The sequence below is a fragment of the bacterium genome (assembly GCA_021158245.1).
Taxonomy (GTDB): domain Bacteria; phylum Zhuqueibacterota; class QNDG01; order QNDG01; family QNDG01; genus QNDG01.
On sequence record JAGGVB010000195.1, the window covers coordinates 26,178 to 44,604 of the forward strand.

13 protein-coding genes and 1 pseudogene are annotated in these 18,427 nt (G+C 37.7%); 13 read left to right on the forward strand and 1 reads right to left on the reverse strand.

Annotated features, from left to right (window positions below; translation table 11 throughout):
* Positions 1–3: 3 nt before the first annotated feature.
* From J7K93_11595 to J7K93_11625, 7 genes are all read left to right on the forward strand, one after another.
* Positions 4–981 (forward strand): hypothetical protein, encoded by a 978-nt coding sequence (locus J7K93_11595; protein MCD6117652.1) that lies wholly within the window; start codon positions 4–6, stop codon positions 979–981.
* Positions 935–1,270, forward strand: a complete 336-nt coding sequence (locus tag J7K93_11600; GenBank protein ID MCD6117653.1) for a hypothetical protein — start codon at positions 935–937, stop codon at positions 1,268–1,270. Before J7K93_11595 ends, J7K93_11600 begins: the two co-directional genes overlap by 47 nt.
* Positions 1,271–1,763: 493 nt before the next feature.
* On the forward strand, positions 1,764–3,182 hold the full coding sequence (locus tag J7K93_11605; GenBank protein ID MCD6117654.1) for a tetratricopeptide repeat protein: 1,419 nt from the start codon (positions 1,764–1,766) through the stop codon (positions 3,180–3,182).
* Positions 3,183–3,399: 217 nt separating this feature from the next.
* Positions 3,400–3,876, forward strand: coding sequence for a metallophosphoesterase (locus J7K93_11610; GenBank protein ID MCD6117655.1), 477 nt, complete (start codon positions 3,400–3,402; stop codon positions 3,874–3,876).
* Positions 3,877–3,917: 41 nt separating this feature from the next.
* Entirely contained in the window at positions 3,918–4,463 is a 546-nt protein-coding gene (locus J7K93_11615) for an RNA polymerase sigma factor (protein MCD6117656.1), read from the forward strand.
* Positions 4,456–5,013: a zf-HC2 domain-containing protein gene (locus J7K93_11620; GenBank protein ID MCD6117657.1), complete on the forward strand. Its 558-nt coding sequence runs from the start codon at positions 4,456–4,458 to the stop codon at positions 5,011–5,013. Before J7K93_11615 ends, J7K93_11620 begins: the two co-directional genes overlap by 8 nt.
* Entirely contained in the window at positions 5,010–5,567 is a 558-nt protein-coding gene (locus tag J7K93_11625; GenBank protein ID MCD6117658.1) for a DUF4252 domain-containing protein, read from the forward strand. Before J7K93_11620 ends, J7K93_11625 begins: the two co-directional genes overlap by 4 nt.
* Before the next feature lie 81 nt (positions 5,568–5,648).
* Here the strand turns inward: J7K93_11625 and J7K93_11630 are convergent.
* Positions 5,649–8,209 (reverse strand): annotated as a pseudogene (locus tag J7K93_11630) (MMPL family transporter).
* Positions 8,210–9,595: 1,386 nt separating this feature from the next.
* Here J7K93_11630 and J7K93_11635 point away from each other — a divergent pair.
* The 6 genes from J7K93_11635 to J7K93_11660 all read left to right on the forward strand — a co-directional run bounded on the left by J7K93_11635 (position 9,596) and on the right by J7K93_11660 (position 18,415).
* The gene (locus J7K93_11635) at positions 9,596–11,179 is read left to right on the forward strand and encodes a SpoIID/LytB domain-containing protein (protein ID MCD6117659.1); all 1,584 of its coding nucleotides are present in this window, start codon (positions 9,596–9,598) and stop codon (positions 11,177–11,179) included.
* 89 nt (positions 11,180–11,268) lie between these two features.
* Positions 11,269–12,333, forward strand: coding sequence for a peptide chain release factor 2 (gene prfB, locus J7K93_11640; protein MCD6117660.1), 1,065 nt, complete (start codon positions 11,269–11,271; stop codon positions 12,331–12,333).
* 24 nt (positions 12,334–12,357) lie between these two features.
* Positions 12,358–13,866 (forward strand): lysine--tRNA ligase, encoded by a 1,509-nt coding sequence (gene lysS / locus J7K93_11645; GenBank protein ID MCD6117661.1) that lies wholly within the window; start codon positions 12,358–12,360, stop codon positions 13,864–13,866.
* A 2-nt stretch (positions 13,867–13,868) separates the two neighbouring features.
* Positions 13,869–15,110, forward strand: coding sequence for a lipoprotein-releasing ABC transporter permease subunit (locus J7K93_11650; protein ID MCD6117662.1), 1,242 nt, complete (start codon positions 13,869–13,871; stop codon positions 15,108–15,110).
* Between the two features lie 61 nt (positions 15,111–15,171).
* Entirely contained in the window at positions 15,172–15,822 is a 651-nt protein-coding gene (locus J7K93_11655) for an ABC transporter ATP-binding protein (GenBank protein ID MCD6117663.1), read from the forward strand.
* A gap of 154 nt (positions 15,823–15,976) precedes the next feature.
* Positions 15,977–18,415, forward strand: coding sequence for an ATP-dependent Clp protease ATP-binding subunit (locus J7K93_11660; GenBank protein ID MCD6117664.1), 2,439 nt, complete (start codon positions 15,977–15,979; stop codon positions 18,413–18,415).
* The last annotated feature ends 12 nt before the right edge of the window (positions 18,416–18,427 follow it).

Consider the following 18,427-nt stretch of genomic DNA (forward strand, 5'->3'; position numbering starts at 1 on the left):
AATATGCGAAATCTCCATTATATTATAATGTTTTTGATTATTTTTTCCTGCAGCAGACAAAAGGATCCCAAAACTTTTCGATCCGATAATCATAAGGTTATACAAGCCATTGATTGTTATAACTCGTTTAAAGCGCCGGATAATTGGAATGGAAATTTTGGATTTAAAGACAGTGTGCTAGTTGTCCACAATCCGGAACAGGGGCTCTATCATGACTCCGACAGATTATTAGTTGATAAAAGGCCTTTTCTGACAATTGATGAAAATTCCGGACACGCGCTTAGTGCTCAAATGATTCTGTCTGATTTCCAAGGTAACATTTATGTGTTTTATCAAAAAAACAATTCAAATTACAGCATAATTAAAAAATATGATCCGGCCGGCCGTTTGCTTGCGGATTTAAATGAAGAGAATGGCCTGGAGAAAATCAGTGACTGGTCGTTTTGGGATGTTGATGAAAAAGATAATCTTTTTGTGTGTGAATACGGTTATTCCGGTTATCCGTTTCTACGGTTCAATAAAAGGGGAAGTTTGACTGTAAAGGAGTTGATACCGTTCAGAAAGAATTTTCTAATGGGATTCTTCTTAAGAAATAATAATATTTATTTGTTAACTGATGTCAATATCAGAGACAACAGAGTGATTAAAATTAGTAAAGTATCAGAAGATCTGAAATTTACACGGGAATTATACACGAAAACATGTAAGCCCTTAATCAAAGTGCCGATTTTTTCAGGTTCATTAACTTCATTTTACAAACCATATTCAAAACTTAAAAATAAATGGGCAGTTGATTCTGAAGGTTTGCTCTACATTGCAGATACTTCACAATATCAGATATCTGTTTATAATCAGAACGGAGAACTTGTCAAAGTAATTGACAGGCCTGATTACAAACCCTTAAAGGTCACAGATATAGATAAACAGGTTTATTATGACAGACAGATTCTTCGGACCGCCTTATGGCAGCGGGATTCCTGATAAAATAAAGAGGCGGATAATCAAAGAGTATAAATTCCCTGTTTATAAACCCGGGATCAAGAAGATGATTATTGATAATGAAAATCGTATCTGGGTTTTAACATACGAAATCAATGATCAGTATTTTTCAGGAGTGGATATTTTTGACAGACAGGGAATTTTTTTACAGCGTGTATGGATGAGTCTTTTCCCTGAATTTGTCAGGGATGATAAAATTTACTGTATCTTTGATGACGGATACGGTGATGCTGTGAGTAAAGTGTATGCCTTTGTAAAGAATGTGCAGTAATGTATGTTTTAGATGTTTTTTAGCGCTGAGAAAATTGTTTAATATAATGAAGTTGCTTTTTCAAGAAATTAGGTTCCTCCGAGAAAGAGTTAGAAAAAAATAGTTGACTTTGATCAAATTCCTAATTGCAGCTTATCCTATTTCTTCTTGTATCGTAATTTTTTAAAAATAATGACTAAAAAACGCTGGCTGGCTAAAAAATCTTTTCCGACGATCGAAAATTGCACATTCTTAAACAGACATTTTGTGAAGTGAATAGAAAAAGCCCAAAACAAAAGATTTTAAAATGCATTTCATATATCGGTTTGAAACCGGCCACTTAATGCAGATTGAAATAAAACACAGCAATGTTTCAATGGTCGTAACATATTGATAAAAAACAACATAGCTCTTTCATATAATATTTAAATGAAGTTTGGCAAAGATTTTGCTGTATATCATCTCGAAATGAAGAAACAATGCAGTCTTATATAAAGTTTGTTCGGAGGATAAAATGCAGAGGAAAGTTAGTATTACGATATTTGCCGTGATTTTGAGCATGGCAGCAAATATTTTTGCGCAGGAGAAGACAAGTAAACTTCTACCTGACGAAGTAGGCGGTAGCTTTATAGCAACACGCCAGGATCAGACAACAAGAAATGCTCCGGGCCCCGGTGCAGGCCCTGGATTCTCCCTGTATGCAAAGTACAACCTGAACCCAAGGATGTTTTTTACAGTAGGTGCAGGTTATGTTTCTGCAACTGATAATATTATGAGATTTGATAAGGAAAAAGTGTCTCTCTTTCCAATGGCTGAACTGCGGTTCGGTTATAATATAATGTCAGGGAAATTTTCACCATATGTAAATGCCGGAATTATGGGATTCAAATCTGTTTATACAGATAAACTCGCAAATACAACCACAAATATGAGATACGATCCAGCATTTACTGGCGGGCTTGGTATGAGTTATAAATTGAATAAGCAGTTATCCCTGAATGCAGGTGGAGATATAGCTTATGCATTTATGAGCACTACATCGGGAAATGTTGGAAAACCTATCTTTTGGATGGCAAAAGCTGGCGTAAGTTATGCACTCGGCAAATCAACGAAGAAAGCCAAAGGCGAAGAGATAGAATATCCGGTTGACAATAATGAACTTGCAATTGACGATCTGTTTAAAATGAATTCCGATGACAATACTTCAGGAAAGAAAAAATCAACTGTTAAATCTGGTAATAAAAGTGAAGATGATGCCCTTGCACTTCTTTTCGGGGAATCCGAACAATCCGGAAGTGATGTAAATGCAGGAACCTCAACAACTAAATCTGCTGATAATTACAATAGTTCTGCAGAGACATCAAATTATTCAAGGCCGAGAAATGCAAATGAACTAATTGCACGGGTTGAGCAGCTTCAGGCTGAAATTGACAGGAACAGAAGAGAAGTTGATAACCTGAAAAGTAAAGTATCGGAAAATGAGCGCACACTTGCTCAGGTTTCAGGCAAAGTCGCAGGCCAATATGCAGGTATTGAGCAAAGCTCAGCTGGCAGAGTAAGTGATAACAGTTTTAAATCCAATTATAAACAGGCTTTGCAATACTTCTATAATAGAAATTACAAAGAGACAATCCGAATGATGCGCAGCCTGCTTTCTTCAAATCCGGATAACCGGCTTGCAAGTAATTGTCAGTACTGGATTGGCGAGAGCTTAAATGCTATGGGTGATTATCGCAGTGCGGTTCAGGCATTTAATTCGGTTTTGTCGTACAGAAAGTCATACAAATTTGATGATGCGCTTTTAATGGCAGGCCTCTGCTCTCTAAAACTTGGTGATAAAAGCACTGCACGGGAAAGATTCCAGAAACTTGTCAGTAAGTATCCGGATAGTGAATACGCACCAAAAGCCATGAGATATCTTGGCAGATTATAAGTAAACTCCTTCCTCATTTTCATATAAAGAAGTTACAGCCCCCTTCTCCGAAATGGAGGAGGGGGTTTTCGTTAGTTTTTTATCAGCGAATTACACGAATTACGCAAATTAAATATTGACAACTGACATAATATAGTTAAAAGATATCTTGAAATATGCTTTAATTATTAATATCTTAATGAGCAAAATAAAACAAAATTCAAAAGGAGTTTCGTTCATGAAGATAGGTATAATTTCGGACAGTCATGATAATCTCCCTGCATTAAAAAAGGCTGTAAGCCTTTTTAATGACATAGAAGCTGATCTTGTAATACATGCAGGAGATTTCATCTCTCCCTTTGTTTCATTGCCTCTTAACGAGCTCGAAATGGATTTTATCGGTGTATTCGGGAACAATGACGGAGATAAATTAAATCTTCAGAAAGCATTAAAAAACAGGATTTTTCGTTCACCTCATATTATTGAGGTTGAAGGAAAAAGAATTGCGATCATGCATGAGCCGGATTATCTTGAAAGCCTTGAAAAAAGCGGTGATTTCAGCGCTATCATTTACGGACATACTCATGAAGTAGATATAAGAGGAGATAGAACGCTGATAATTAATCCCGGTGAGTGCGGAGGCTGGATTAATGGAGAGAGAACTATTGCATTGTGGGATACAATAACAAATGATGTAAATATTTTACGAGTTTAATGTAACTATTTTAAAAATATTTCGTCTCTAAGATTGAGACCATGAAACAGAGAACATATAAAAATATCTTAAAGAGCCATAAGAACAAGGTTTACAGTTACGCCTTCTATTTTCTGCACAACCACCAGGATGCAGAAGACGTAACTCAGGAAGTATTTATAAAACTCTGGAATAACAGGGAAAGTGTTGAAAGTAAAAGAATAGTTTCGTGGCTGATGAGAGTGACCCATAATTACTGTATTGATTTAATAAGACAGAAAAAGGATTCGAGAAGCCAGCAGAAGGTACTTCGTACAATAGATTGGGAAATAATGGATAAAATGGAAGGAACAGATAAAAATCCGGAATATTCATACGAGAGACGTGAGACAAAGGGCATACTTTTATCTGCAATTCAAACATTGCCTGACAATGTCAAGAGCATGATGCTTATGCACTACTTCCAGGGTTTGAAGTATAATGAGATATCCGAAATGCTGGATGTTAATGAAAACACAGTAAAAGTGACTGTGCACAGGGGGAGAAAAATATTAAGGGAAGTATTAACAGAAAGATTTCCCGAAAGAGCGAGGCAGTACAATGAATGACAGATGCCTTAAAATAGAAGGGCTCATTGAGCGTTTTTTTGACGGAGAAACCACAAGAAAAGAAAATCGTGAAATTCAGAGGCATATTAAGGTTTGTGAGAACTGCAGAAAACTTGTTTATCAAAATCAGGATATAACTGATTTCTTTACAAATCTTCCCGAATTAGAATGCCCTGAAACGGTTTTGGATACAATAAATAATTTCGCTCAAGTTGAAAGAGTTCCAAAAAGAAAAAAAATAATTGATCTGCATACTTTGTTCAACTGGAAAAGTGCAGTAGTGGGAATCGCTTTTTCAACAGCCATTATTTTTCTTATTGTCAGGCCTTATTCAAATCAGATGCCTGCAGACAGGCCATATCCTGTGTATAAACAGAAAGATATTGAGAAGGCTAAAATAGAAGCGTTGTGGAGTTTAGGATTTATAGGAAATAAAATGAGAAAAAGCGAAATAAAAGCTGTGAAGGAAGTTTTTTATAAGAGTCTCCCTGAAACGATAAAAAAGAGTTTAGAACAATCTGTTCCAATACTCTTCGGAGGTAAAAAATGAAAAGGACTGTATTTTTAACCGGACTATTAAGTGTGATATTTATAGTAACCGGATTATTTGCTCAGGATACTGATATAACAAGATTGCCCGGATACATTAATTTGGAAAAGATCAAGATTCCAAAATCGGCATCGGAAATTACTGATATTTCTATCGGCCCCGGTTTGTTAAAATTACTTTCCGGTACAAGTTCGGATTCAAGTATGAAAAAAGGGATTTCCGGAATTATGTCAATAAGGGTGAAATCTTTTGAGATAGATGATTCGGAAGCAGGTAAATTGTTAAAACAGCTTCAGGAAATTATCCGAAAAGTTGAAAAGGATAAATGGGAATCCATAGTCAAAGTTAAAAGCAAGGATGAATTTACAAACATCAGCGTTAAAATGAATTCGGGAAAACCTGTCGGGCTTTTAATTCTTTCTTACGAAGCCGGAGATAAGGTTACACTTGTTAATGTCTGCGGTAAAGGGATTGACCTGAATGCAATAAAAAACATGGGCATGGACCTTGGCGGATATGAAGATAAGCTTGACAGCCTGGATATGAATTTTTAAAAAGTAGTTCGCACATAAAATTGTAAAACCCTGACAGGGCTTCAAACCCTGCCAGGGCTTTATTTTAATATAGATGTTAAATCATTTTTTTCTGTCAAAAAATCCTATTGCTCCCGAAAGAATTATCATAGTTGTGAGGAAACACCTATGAATAATGCACTGCCCAAAGAAGCAAATCCGCGCCAGATTGAGAAAAACAGGGAACCGAATGCTATCATTGTTGTCAAAGTCGTGAGAAGTATGGCCTTTCCTGTGCTGGCAAATACAGTGTGAATTGAACCTTTGCCTTCAATACTGTAAACTGCATACCTGCAAGGTGCATCAGGCCTACCATCCAGATAATTCCTACTGTCAGAGGAAGCATTGCAATTAAGGCATCTCTTACAGAGCGGAAATCAAGCAGCAGCAGAAGGAAAACAACAAATACTGTCAAGTATAGTGCATTACGGCCGTCTCTGCCTATTACTTTCATCAGAGTCTGAAAAATAGGAGGCATTCCTGTAACCCGTTTGCTTATAGATTTTATATCTTTCACAAAGTTATCCAGAAATACCCTATCTGTCCACATGTTGGAAGCCGGATAAATTGTAATAAGGAACAGAGATGTGTCATTGTTTGCGTAACGTTCAATAATCTGATCCGGCACCGGCAGGGTTTTAATTGTGATTTCATCAGTAGATGCCATATTGGCCACAGTCTTCTTGAAATAGTGGGCAAATACCTGCTGGAATGAAGAAAGATTCCTTGCAGATTTATCAGGATTTTTTAAAATAAACTTGCTGAGATTTGCAATCCTGTTAACAGAAGAAGAATCATCAGGGCTTCCGGTAAGAAGTGCACATGCTTTATCAACTTTATCCTGTCCGCCAATGTATGCCATATCCTGAAGTTCCAGAACGTTCCAGTTAAGCCTCTCGATTTCATGGCTCAGGCTTCCAATTTCTGCTTTATTTAATTTTAAATGCACTGTGGAACTTAAAATAGTCTCTTTTATTTTTTTAATTAAAGGAGACCTGCTTTTCTGTTCTTTTTTTGATGGAATATATTGCGAGATATCTTCGACAAGAGCTACTGTTGGAAGGTTTCTGTATTTTTTAGCAAGCTCTTCACATTTTTCAGGTGTTTCTGCAAGTACAAGAGCGTAGTCCATTGTGAGATTGAATTTATCAATAACAGTATCCATAAGTGCAATTGACGTAAGCCCCTTAGGCTCCATATGGAGATAGTTCTGATCAAAAGTTATCTTTCCGGCGGAAAGAAGGAGCAGAATAGTTGCAGCTACTGCTCCGATCAAAGTAAACAGATATTTTTTGCTTAAAAATATACTTGTAGCGCCGAGGCTTCTGAAAGTTATGTCCTGTTCTTTAATAATAGCGCCTTTTTTCTCCTTTTTTCTCTCTGATATAACCAGAAAAATCGGGAGTACCAGGAATGTTTCAACAAGCATGGCAATAAGGCCCAATCCGGTTACAAGCCCCATCTCCTTCATACCCTGGGAAGAACTTATCATCATTGTAAGAAAGGCAAAAGCAGTAGTAATGCCTCCGGTTATTATTCCCTTGCCGTTTTTATTAAATGTAATCTCAAGAGCTTCATTTATTGATTTACCCTGCCGCCTCCATTCTGTAAATCCTGAAATTATGTGTATTGCAAAATCAATTCCCAATCCCACAAGAATGACAGACATCATCTGTGTCATGATGTTGAGTGTTCCAATGAGAATGCTTGTTAACCCCATTGCCCACAATATTCCGATGAACAGATTTATAACAGCATAGATAGGAGCAAGCCACATTCTGAATGATACCATCAGAATGATGAGAACGGCAATACCTGCAATAGCAGTTGTATAGTTAGCGCTTTTTTCCCGTAAACCATTTCATCTCTTGCGAGTGGTATTGTGCCTGTAAGCCCTGTATCAACTCCCGGAAATTTCTTTAAAGATAAATCAACAAGAGATTTAATATTGTCAGTTGCAGAAACAACTTTTTTAATATCAAGTGCAGAAAAGTTGGGTATGACATTCAAAATTAATGCTTTTTTATCATAGGAAAGAAAATAGGGATCGCCTATGATAAGATTATCAGCCGTTGATTTTATTTGTGCGGAGGAGATGTGCTTCCCTGCAGTATTTTTTTCCAAATCCGAAATTAAATCATTGATTCCATAAAGAAAATGAACAGCATTATCTTCCTTTTCTCTTGAGGATATTGACTCTTCATTTTCGCTGTATTCTTTTTCCATTGAGTCGTTAATGTGCCTGATCAGAGGCAGAAGATTGGGATTTGTGTAAATGGGCATAAAGTTTTTTAAACTTTTTTGTTTTATGAGCATAAGGCCGTGATGTTTTAAAAAGTTAGTGTCTGTCTTATAATCAACGCGTTTTACAAAAGAATATGTTTGTTTCCCTGTTGTATCTTTAAGTGCAAGAAGCCTGGGAGCGAGATAATCTCCAAATGCTTTTACGTTCCCTGAACTACAATTACAATGCTTGAGGCGGATTTGAACTCTTTTAATATTCGGCTATATTCAATAGTCTGAGGGTCTTTTGCAGGAAGAAGATTTGTCCACTGCATTGAAACTTTAAGCTGAGAGACAAATGCCATGAAAAAAAGTGTAATAACAGCAGTAATGAAAATCATACGTTTTGTACCTAAAAATCTAAAATGAAATTTAATACAGAAAAAAGCTTACTCATCGTTATCAATTTTCGATAATTGTCATTTGTTCTTTGAAATATTGCCATCAAAAAGAGTGGAAAATGTCATTTCATACATCCACACGTTGTTTTATAAGGTTCTATGCGTACTTGTCCTGTTGGAGCGCTCGTTCTTGTATTTTTATTGAGATTTAATTGTATGGTAGCTGAATGTCAAACCTCCTCCATCTCTGTTTAAAGTAAAAGTGTTTGTACACCCTCAATTCATATTGTCGACCTGTTTTGATTAGTTTGGCAGGGACAAGTATGAACCAATTTCGAAATGTTGCATGCTCTTGTTTGAAAAACTTTTTGACTTTATATCGCATCATCACAGAGAGGTTATAGGCAAGTATATTCAAATTTATATGCGCCACGTTGTCCCAATTTTTTTAATCGGACGCTTATGACATCTTTATTGAATTGTTTTTTTGATCCTAATATTGCCATGACTAATGGATCACCTGTAAAATGTGTGATTCCTTTAATACGATTAACCCCTGAAAGGGATGCCAGGATAACAGACATGAGAACATGTGCATCCGTGAATTTGGTAGAATTGTAAATGTCTGTCGAGAAAACATCATTGAGTTTTGACCTAATCCAATGTTGTTAAAATACTTCATGATTGGTGACAAACCTGCATATTGTGTTAACATGGTACCAGTGAATGAATGTTTGATTTTTTTGCTTTTGAATTTTGATTTTTTTTGTTTATTTTTCTTTATCGGATAGGTGATCCTTTTTTTTATATTTGAAAGTGTCGTAACTTATTAAATATAATATCTTTGGGTCACTTATCCGATGATTCTATTTTAGATTTTTAGGTTATAATAAAAACGGAGTATTGATTGAGCGTTTAACAGGCCCTGAAGATAATATATCATTAATTTATTTTAAAAATAACAGACTTTGGGCTTACGGAGAGGATTCACTCCTTTTTTATGCTTTTAATATTTAGTTTATTTATGAATTTAATTTATAAAATTTATAATATCATTAAGCTACCGCATACAATTACACAGAATGCCGGGATGGTATTATCTAATTTTGGGGAAATTATAGAAACAGAACGAATCGTTTGAGATTCGCAACGAGATGAATATGTTATGATGCCCAATCATATCCATGCCATAATTGTATTGAAAAAAACAATTGATGGAATGGGTGACGGTTCGCACGTAGAGACGTACGGCCGTGTGTCTCTACGTGCGATCTACATATTTTCACATTTGTGTCTCCTTGATTTTAACCGTAAATTTTACTATATTATCCGGATTATAGTAAAAGGGGCAGTAATCCAAGGAAAATAAATATTTATCAAGGGTCTATGGAACAGAGAATATTTAAAAAATATCAAAAAGAGCCTGTTGTTAAAATAAAGGTTGCTCAATTTGGAGATTCAATTGATTTCGATGTAACAGGCAAATTTTCCGCAATTGATGATTTCGGGAATGTAATTCTCGACAGTGTTGATTCATCCGCAGGATGGAGGCTAAAGAAGTTTTCATACGAGCCTGCTACGTTTGTATTTTCAATTCTTGTATATAAAAGCAAAAATAAAAAGCAGGTTGAGAAAGTATCGGAAGAGCTGCGTATTAAAAATATAGAAACCCAGATCGATATCAGGGGCGGTTTGATTACTTTGAATGATAAAGTCATTACTGACAATACACATTATTTTCTTGTAACAGGTACATTTAATTCTTTAAAGGAAGCAAAGGATTTTCAGAGAGCATATCTCTATAATTTCAACACAGATATCGTAATGGAGAAGATACGCGAGGCGCGGTCTGTAATGGAAATTTTTGATATTGAATATCATCATTCGGCAAAATTTATAAATTCCATAAGAATTATTCAGGCAAATAAGAGTGGTGAAATTGTTTTAAAGGGTGTAAAGGTCGGAGAAGGCCATAAATGGTCTTTCAGGATGGATAAGATATGTCACGATCCGGTAGTGTTCAGAAACGATAATAACGGTAAATTAATAGCAGTTTCTGAAATAGGCCTGGAAAAGTATCTTCGCGGGGTTGTCCCTATGGAGATGCGGCAGGACGCACCTGAAGAAGCATTGAAAAGTCAGGCTGTAGCTTCGAGAGGATATGCAATATCTATGATAGGTATTGCCCATAACAGGGACTATTTTGATCTCTGCAGTGAACCGCACTGTCAAATTTTCGGAGGAGCCGGACAATGGGATAAAAGAGCTGACAAGGCCATAAAAGAAACAGCAGGAGAAGTACTGTATTCAGGATCAAAATTATGTGATTCTTTTTTTACACCGGTTTGCGGCGGTTTTACAAATGACGGAACTTTTAAAGAGCTTTTTATTCACAATACAAAACTTAAGGGAGAACTTGATACTGTAAATGCACAAAGTAAAGTGTCAGGCCTTGAGCATGAAAGAGATATTTTAGATTGGGTAAGTACAGAACCGGATGTTTTTTGTAAAAATGGCAATCAGCAGGGAGAAAAAGTAAGGGTGAATCACGAAGGTAATACCTTCCGCTGGTCAGTTTCGCTTGACAGGCGTGATATAGAAAAGTCAGTCAGGCGTTTTACGGGGCTTGATACAGGGACTATTTATGATATAATTCCAGTGAAGAGGAACAAATCAGGACATGTGTATGTGATTGAGATTATAGGCAGCAGGAAAAATATTATTATGAGCGGTTATAACAAAATATGCAGAATTTTTTCCCGTTCAGGACTGGAAAGCACATGCTTTTATGTGGAGAGGGTTCAAGTCTCCAATGGTATTCCGGGTTCTTTTGTTTTTACAGGTGCAGGCGAAGGAGAGGGGATAGGTATGTGCCAGTCTGGCGCAGTTGAAATGGCCTTACAAGGGCATAATTATAGAGAGATTTTAAAACACTATTTTGGTACGGATACTATAAAAAAATTATATTAACCGTGAATTTGAATAACTGGAATAGTGCTTCATTTTGTTTATTTGTTGAGGAGTTTTAATGTACGATGATTTATTAAATAAGATGAAACCTGTTAAGGAGCGGCTTGATCAACTTCGGGGGCATCTTTAACTTAGATGATAAAATAAAGAGAATTAATGAATTAGAGCAAGAGAGCTCTGTTGCTGATTTCTGGAACAAGCAGGAAAATGCGCAGAATGTATTAAAAGAGTTAAATGAACTGAAAGAGTGGGCTGACAGCTGGAATAAACTGAATGATAAATATGATGAGATGATGCTTTTGCTGGAACTTGCAAAAGATGAAAAAGATGATGATACATTCAGCGAAGTTGCACAGGAGATTGACCAGATTGAGGATAATATAGAGCGGCTTGAACTAAGCCAGATGCTGAGCGGGCCCAATGACTCAAATAATGCAATTATCACAATTCATCCCGGAGCAGGCGGTACAGAATCTCAGGATTGGGCGGAAATGCTTTTCCGCATGTACATACGTTTTTGTGAAAGAAGCGGTTATAATGTATCAATAATGGATTTGCAGACTGGAGATGAAGCTGGCATTAAAAGCGCTACTCTTGAAGTTGCAGGAAAGAACAGTTTCGGATATCTAAAAGCAGAAGCCGGAGTTCACAGGCTTGTGAGGATTTCCCCATTTGATGCCAATAAAAGACGGCATACTTCATTTGCATCTGTTTTTGTTTATCCGGAAGTTGCCAATGAAATTGAGATTGACATTAAACCTGCTGATTTAAGAATTGATACTTACAGAGCATCCGGAGCAGGCGGACAGCATGTTAATAAAACAAGTTCTGCCGTACGGATTACACATCTGCCGACAAATATCGTGGTGCAGTGCCAGAATGAGCGTTCCCAGTTTCAGAATAAAGCAAATGCAATGAAGATTTTAAAAGCCAGGCTTTATCAGCAGCGGCTGGAAGAAGAGAATAAAAAACTTAAGGAAATTGAGAAAAACAAAAAGGATATTGCCTGGGGCAGCCAGATACGGTCTTATGTTTTTCATCCTTATACAATGGTTAAAGACCACAGAACAGGAGTGGAAACTTCAAATATTCAGCAGGTAATGGACGGAGACCTTGAGGCATTTGTCAGAGAATATCTGCTTCAGTTCAGTTAAAAGAATCAGGAAAGGAGAGTAGTATTGAATCCTCTCAGTTTGCTCAGAAATCAGAGACTGCAGAAATTAGAAAATCTTCGGGAACAGGGAGTTCTGCCCTATGAATATTCCTATAACCGTACACATACAGCAGAAGAAATTGTTTCTAAATATACTGAAGGAATGGATGCATCTGCTGCAGGAAGGATAATGTCATTAAGAAGAATGGGCAAGGCGAGTTTTGCCCATATTATGGATGCATCTGGAAGAGTGCAGATCTATGTAAAGCAGGATAATGTAGGTGAAGACGGATATAAAATTTTTAAAAATCTTGACCTCGGAGATATTATAGGGGTTAAAGGCCAGGTTTTTAAAACCCGTACAGGAGAGATAACACTTCTTGTAAAAGAGCTTAAACTTCTCGCAAAAACATTGAGGCCCCTGCCAATTGTAAAAGAGCAGATAAAAGGTGATGAAAAAGTAGTATACGATGCTTTTGCAGATAAAGAATTGAGATACAGACAGCGCTATGTTGACCTTATTGTCAATTCCGATGTGGTAAAAGTTTTTAAAGCACGTTCAAGAATTGTATCAGAGATGAGGCATTATCTTGAAGAGAGAGGTTATCTTGAAGTTGAAACACCTGTTCTTCAGCCTATATACGGCGGCGCAAATGCAAGGCCTTTTGTGACTCATCATAATACACTTGATATGACATTTTATCTGAGAATTGCAGATGAGCTCTATCTCAAGCGTCTGATAGTAGGCGGGTTTGAGGGCGTTTTCGAGATTTCCAAAGATTTTAGAAACGAAGGCATGGACAGAGATCATAATCCCGAATTTACCATGATGGAACTCTATGTTGCTTATGAAGATTATGAATTCATGATGGATCTTGTAGAAGATATGGTGTCTAAAATAAGCACGAAAGTTTTCGGAAGAGATGTTGTAGAAGTGGAGGGCACAAAGATAAATCTTAAACCGCCATGGAAACGGATGACTTATTTTGGAGCAATAAAAGAGTATACCGGTTATGACCTTTTTGGAAAAGATATTGAAGAAATTTATAATATAGCAGAAAAATTAAAAGTTGAAGTTGAAAAAGGTGCTGATAAAGGGAAAATTTATGATGAAATATTCTCTGTGTTTGTAGAACCGAAACTTATTGAACCGACAATAATTAAAGATTTTCCTTTGGAAATTTCACCTCTTGCAAAAAAACACAGATCTCTCGAAGGCCTGACCGAAAGGTTTGAAGCATTTGTTCTTGGTAAAGAACTGTGTAACTCGTTCAGTGAGCTTAATGACCCCATTGACCAGAGAGAAAGGTTTGAAGCTCAAAGCAAACTTAAGGCCGAAGGAGACGAAGAAGCAATGGTAATTGATGACGACTATATACGTGCACTTGAGTACGGTATGCCTCCGACAGCAGGACTGGGTATTGGTATTGACAGGCTGGTTATGCTCCTTTCCGGAGAGCCTTCTATCCGTGATGTGATTCTGTTCCCTCAGATGAGGCCTGAGAATGTTAAATCTACAGAAGGGCAGGAGTAAAAGTGAAAAATGCCTACGAATTTTTTGTTGCAAGGCGTTACCTTAAAGCAAGAAGAAAAAGAGGTTTCATCAATATCATAACGTACATTACTATACTCGGTGTAACGATTGGAGTTGCCGCGCTTATAATTGTACTTTCTGTGATGAACGGATTTGAGCAGGAAGTCAGATCCCGTATAGTGGGTTTTGACGGCCACATAAAACTTCGTACATTCCATTTTAAAGGTATGGCTGACAGTGATTCTGTCATGAAGAAAATAGCGGATATTTCCGATATAAATGGAATGTCGCCCTATATAGATGATAAAGGAATTTTACGGAGCGGCGACGGCAGTGACGGGGTTATGGTCCGGGGAGTTGATCCTGAGACATTCGGGAAGGTATCTGAGATTCCGAAAAATATTGTATATGGCGAGATGAATCTTAATATGGCTGAAACGAGAGAAGGGCAGAAACTTCCGGGAATAATCATCGGAAGATGGATCGCTGACAGGCTGATGGTTGATATTGGTGACAGAGTGATTCTAATCAGCCTTAAAGGCGTGGGCTCAATGTTTCAGGCACCGCCGATTAAACAGTTCGTTGTTACAGGTTTTTTTGAGACAGGAATGTACGAGTTTGATAACACATTCGTATATATATCACTTAAATCGGCACAAAAGCTATTTATGATGGGAGATAAGGTTTCAGGTATTGAAATACACCTTGATAACCTGTACCGTGCAGACAAGGTGGTTAAAGAGATTGAGAACCGCCTGGGATTTCCATATTATCCTCAGACCTGGTATGAGATGCGGAAAACACTGTTTTCATGGATGCAGCTTGAAAAATATGCTGCGTTTCTGATTCTCTGCCTTATAATACTTGTTGCTGCTTTCAACATTATAAGCACTCTTATAATGGTTGTTATGGAGAAAACAAGGGAGATCGGCATTCTTAAATCTATGGGTTCATCGTCAAAAAGTATAACGCGTATTTTTCTGTATCAGGGTTTGATTGTAGGTATGATAGGAACCCTGACAGGAAGTATTATTGGATACGGATTATGCTGGATTCAGCAGAAATACGAACTGTTTCACCTGCCCGGTGATGTATACATAATTTCAGTACTGCCTGTAAAAATGCAGTTTACGGATTTTATTTCAATTGCTTCTGCAGCAGTATTAATCTGCCTTGCAGCAGCGCTTTATCCGGCCAGAAGGGCATCACAGCTTGCGCCTGTTGATGCTATAAGATATGAATAGGGGTAGAAATTTGAAAAACGAGAGCATACTCTCTGCAAAAAATATATCAAAAAGTTATTTTATGGCGGAGTCCCTTGAGCTGAAAGTGCTCGAAAGTGTTAATTTGGAAATATACAAGGGGGAGATAGTATCTGTTATAGGAGAATCCGGAGTCGGCAAAAGCACGCTTCTGCATGTACTGGGCACTCTTGATAAACCTGAACAGGGAGAACTTTTTCTCAATGATACAGAAGTCTTCGCAATGAATGGTAATGAAATTGACAGTTTCAGGAACAGGACAGTCGGGTTTATATTCCAGTTTCATCATCTTCTTCCGGAGTTTAGTGCTCTTGAGAATGTTGCAATGCCCGGGCTTATTGCAAGAATAGATTCGAAAGAGGTCTATGAAAAAGCTGAAGAGCTTCTTGTAGAAGTCGGACTAAAAGAGAGAATGAAGCATAAACCTTCTGAACTTTCAGGAGGGGAGAAGCAGAGAGTTGCGTTTGCAAGAGCACTTGTGAATGATCCTGTAATTGTTCTTGCGGATGAGCCTACAGGTAATCTTGATACTGTTAACAGTGCAGTTGTGCGTGAACAGATGTGGGAACTTGTAAGACAGAAAAATAAGGCATTTGTTGTTGCAACACACAACAGGAATATTGCAAAATATTCCGACAGAGTTCTTGAAATAAAGAATAAAGCTGTATTGGAGATAGACAAAGAGTCTGTGTAACAGAACAAAAAGGAAGAAAATTGTCCTGGCGTGAAATTTGCAGAAAAATGCTGTGGCCCGTATGATTTTAGGATTTGAAACTATGCAAAGGTTCAAAGCGTTTTATTAACAGAGGTATTTAAAAAAAATACGTTTTCTATAGAGGTTATCAAAAATGATAAAAAATAATTTTTCTCAAAGGGTACAGGTTGTTCTTCAACTGTCGCGGGAGGAGGCGCTCCGCCTTGGCCACGATTACATTGGCACCGAGCACCTTCTGCTTGGCGTGATAAGAGAGGGCAGCGGCATTGCCATAGAGATACTTCAGAATATCGGTATTGATCTTGACGAATTAAGAAAAGCAGTGGAAGATGCAGTAAAATCAACAGGCGGGACAATAACAATGGGTAACATCCCGTTTACAAAAAGGGCGGAACGTGTCCTTCGTATTGCATCTTCGGAAGCTGAAAAATATAAACAAACGGTAATAGGAACGGAACATATACTTCTTGCTTTATCAAAGGATACTGACGGAGTAGCTGCAAGCGTACTAACTGATTTCGATGCAAGATACGATGCTATTATTGAAGAGCTGGAGAATATTTTACGAGGTTCGTCAGCTTCTCAGAAAGATACAAAGAAAAAATCAAAAACACCCGCACTAGACCATTTTGGCCGGGATTTGACCGAAATGGCAAAGAAGGATGAACTTGATCCGGTCATAGGCAGGGATATGGAGATACAGCGCGTAGCTCAGATTTTGTCCCGAAGAAAGAAAAATAATCCTGTTCTCATAGGAGAACCCGGTGTGGGTAAGACAGCTATTGCCGAGGGATTGGCAATGAGAATAGTAGAGAAAAATGTTCCGCGGGTTCTGCATGACAAACGTGTGGTAACTCTTGATCTCGGCTCTGTAGTTGCAGGTACAAAGTACAGAGGCCAGTTTGAAGAGCGGATGAAAGCAATTATGAATGAGCTCGTAAAGTCAAGAGAAATAATACTTTTCATAGATGAGCTTCATACAATTGTAGGTGCTGGAGGAGCTTCGGGTTCCCTCGATGCGTCCAATATGTTCAAGCCTGCTCTTTCAAGAGGAGAGCTGCAGTGTATAGGTGCTACAACTCTTGATGAGTACAGGCAGTTCATAGAAAAAGACGGCGCACTTGAAAGACGTTTTCAAAAAGTAATTGTTGACCCGCCTTCAACAGACGATACTTTAAAAATTCTTTTCGGGTTAAAAGACAGATACGAAAAACATCATCGCGTTGAGTATACCGACGAAGCATTGAATACTGCGGTACGTCTTTCGGAACGCTATATTACAGATAAATTCCTGCCGGACAAGGCCATAGACGTTATGGATGAGGCAGGAGCAAAAGTGCATCTTGCAAATATTAATGTCCCTCAGGAAGTGACAATGCTTGAGGAACGCCTTAAAGTTATAAGAAGAGAAAAGAATAATGTTATACGCAAACAGGAGTTTGAAAAAGCGGCTGTTCTGCGTGACAGAGAAAAAAAGATTATTAATGAACTGGAAGAGGCAAAGGAAAGATGGGAGAGCGAACTCGGAGAAGTCCTTGCGCAGGTTACTGAAGAAGATATATCTGAAGTAGTGGCAATGATGACTTCAATTCCTGTATCAAGAGTTGCTCAGTCGGAAACTGAAAAACTTCTTACCATGGCTGATGAGATGAAGAAGAGAGTTATAGGCCAGGATGAAGTAATTGATTTGTTGAGCAGAGCGATACAGCGTACGAGAGTAGGCCTTAAAAGCCCTAAAAGGCCCATAGGATCCTTCATCTTCCTCGGGCCTACCGGTGTGGGGAAAACATATCTTGCACAGGAACTTGCACGTTACCTTTTTGAAGATGAGAAAGCTTTAATCCGGATAGATATGTCTGAATTTATGGAAAAATTTGCCGTTTCAAGGATGACAGGCGCGCCTCCGGGATATATCGGATACGAAGAAGGCGGCCAGCTTACTGAAAAGGTAAGACGTCATCCATACTCTGTTGTGCTTTTAGATGAGATTGAAAAGGCTCATCCCGATGTATTCAATATACTCCTGCAGATTCTGGATGAAGGGCATCTTACAGACGGATTGGGGAGAAGAGTTGATTTTAGAAATACAATTATGATTATGACGTCAAACCTCGGTTCAAGACGGGTAAATAAAACTCAATTTGGGTTTAACAGGGATGATAAAGTTGATTATAAAGCAATGAAATCCTCAATACTTGAGGAAACAAAGAGGCTTTTTACTCCGGAATTTTTGAACAGAATTGACGATATTGCTGTATTCAGGCCTCTTTCAAAAGAAAGTATAATGAAGATAATAGACCTTTCCCTTGAAGATGTAAAAGAGTCTCTGCGGCTCAAAGATATTGATTTTACCCTTTCTGAAAAAGCAAAGGAGTGGCTTGCTGATAAAGGATTTGACCCATTGCTCGGCGCAAGGCAGATTAAACGTACAATTCAGAAATATATTGAAGATTCACTTGCAGAAGAATTGTTAAAAGGGAAATTCATAGAAGGAAGCCATATTGTCGTAAAACAAAAGAGCGACGGACTGGAATTTATAGATAAAGAGCTTAAAGATGTAAAGACAAAATAGGCTGTGCAGAAG

Bases quoted from the DNA above. Each gene is read 5' to 3' on its own strand.
- J7K93_11595 (MCD6117652.1), top strand. From the start codon at position 4: ATGCGAAATCTCCATTATATTATAATGTTTTTGATTATTTTTTCCTGC.
- J7K93_11600 (MCD6117653.1), top strand. From the start codon at position 935: ATGACAGACAGATTCTTCGGACCGCCTTATGGCAGCGGGATTCCTGAT.
- J7K93_11605 (MCD6117654.1), top strand. From the start codon at position 1,764: ATGCAGAGGAAAGTTAGTATTACGATATTTGCCGTGATTTTGAGCATG.
- J7K93_11610 (MCD6117655.1), top strand. From the start codon at position 3,400: ATGAAGATAGGTATAATTTCGGACAGTCATGATAATCTCCCTGCATTA.
- J7K93_11615 (MCD6117656.1), top strand. From the start codon at position 3,918: ATGAAACAGAGAACATATAAAAATATCTTAAAGAGCCATAAGAACAAG.
- J7K93_11620 (MCD6117657.1), top strand. From the start codon at position 4,456: ATGAATGACAGATGCCTTAAAATAGAAGGGCTCATTGAGCGTTTTTTT.
- J7K93_11625 (MCD6117658.1), top strand. From the start codon at position 5,010: ATGAAAAGGACTGTATTTTTAACCGGACTATTAAGTGTGATATTTATA.
- J7K93_11635 (MCD6117659.1), top strand. From the start codon at position 9,596: ATGGAACAGAGAATATTTAAAAAATATCAAAAAGAGCCTGTTGTTAAA.
- J7K93_11655 (MCD6117663.1), top strand. From the start codon at position 15,172: ATGGCGGAGTCCCTTGAGCTGAAAGTGCTCGAAAGTGTTAATTTGGAA.
- J7K93_11660 (MCD6117664.1), top strand. From the start codon at position 15,977: ATGATAAAAAATAATTTTTCTCAAAGGGTACAGGTTGTTCTTCAACTG.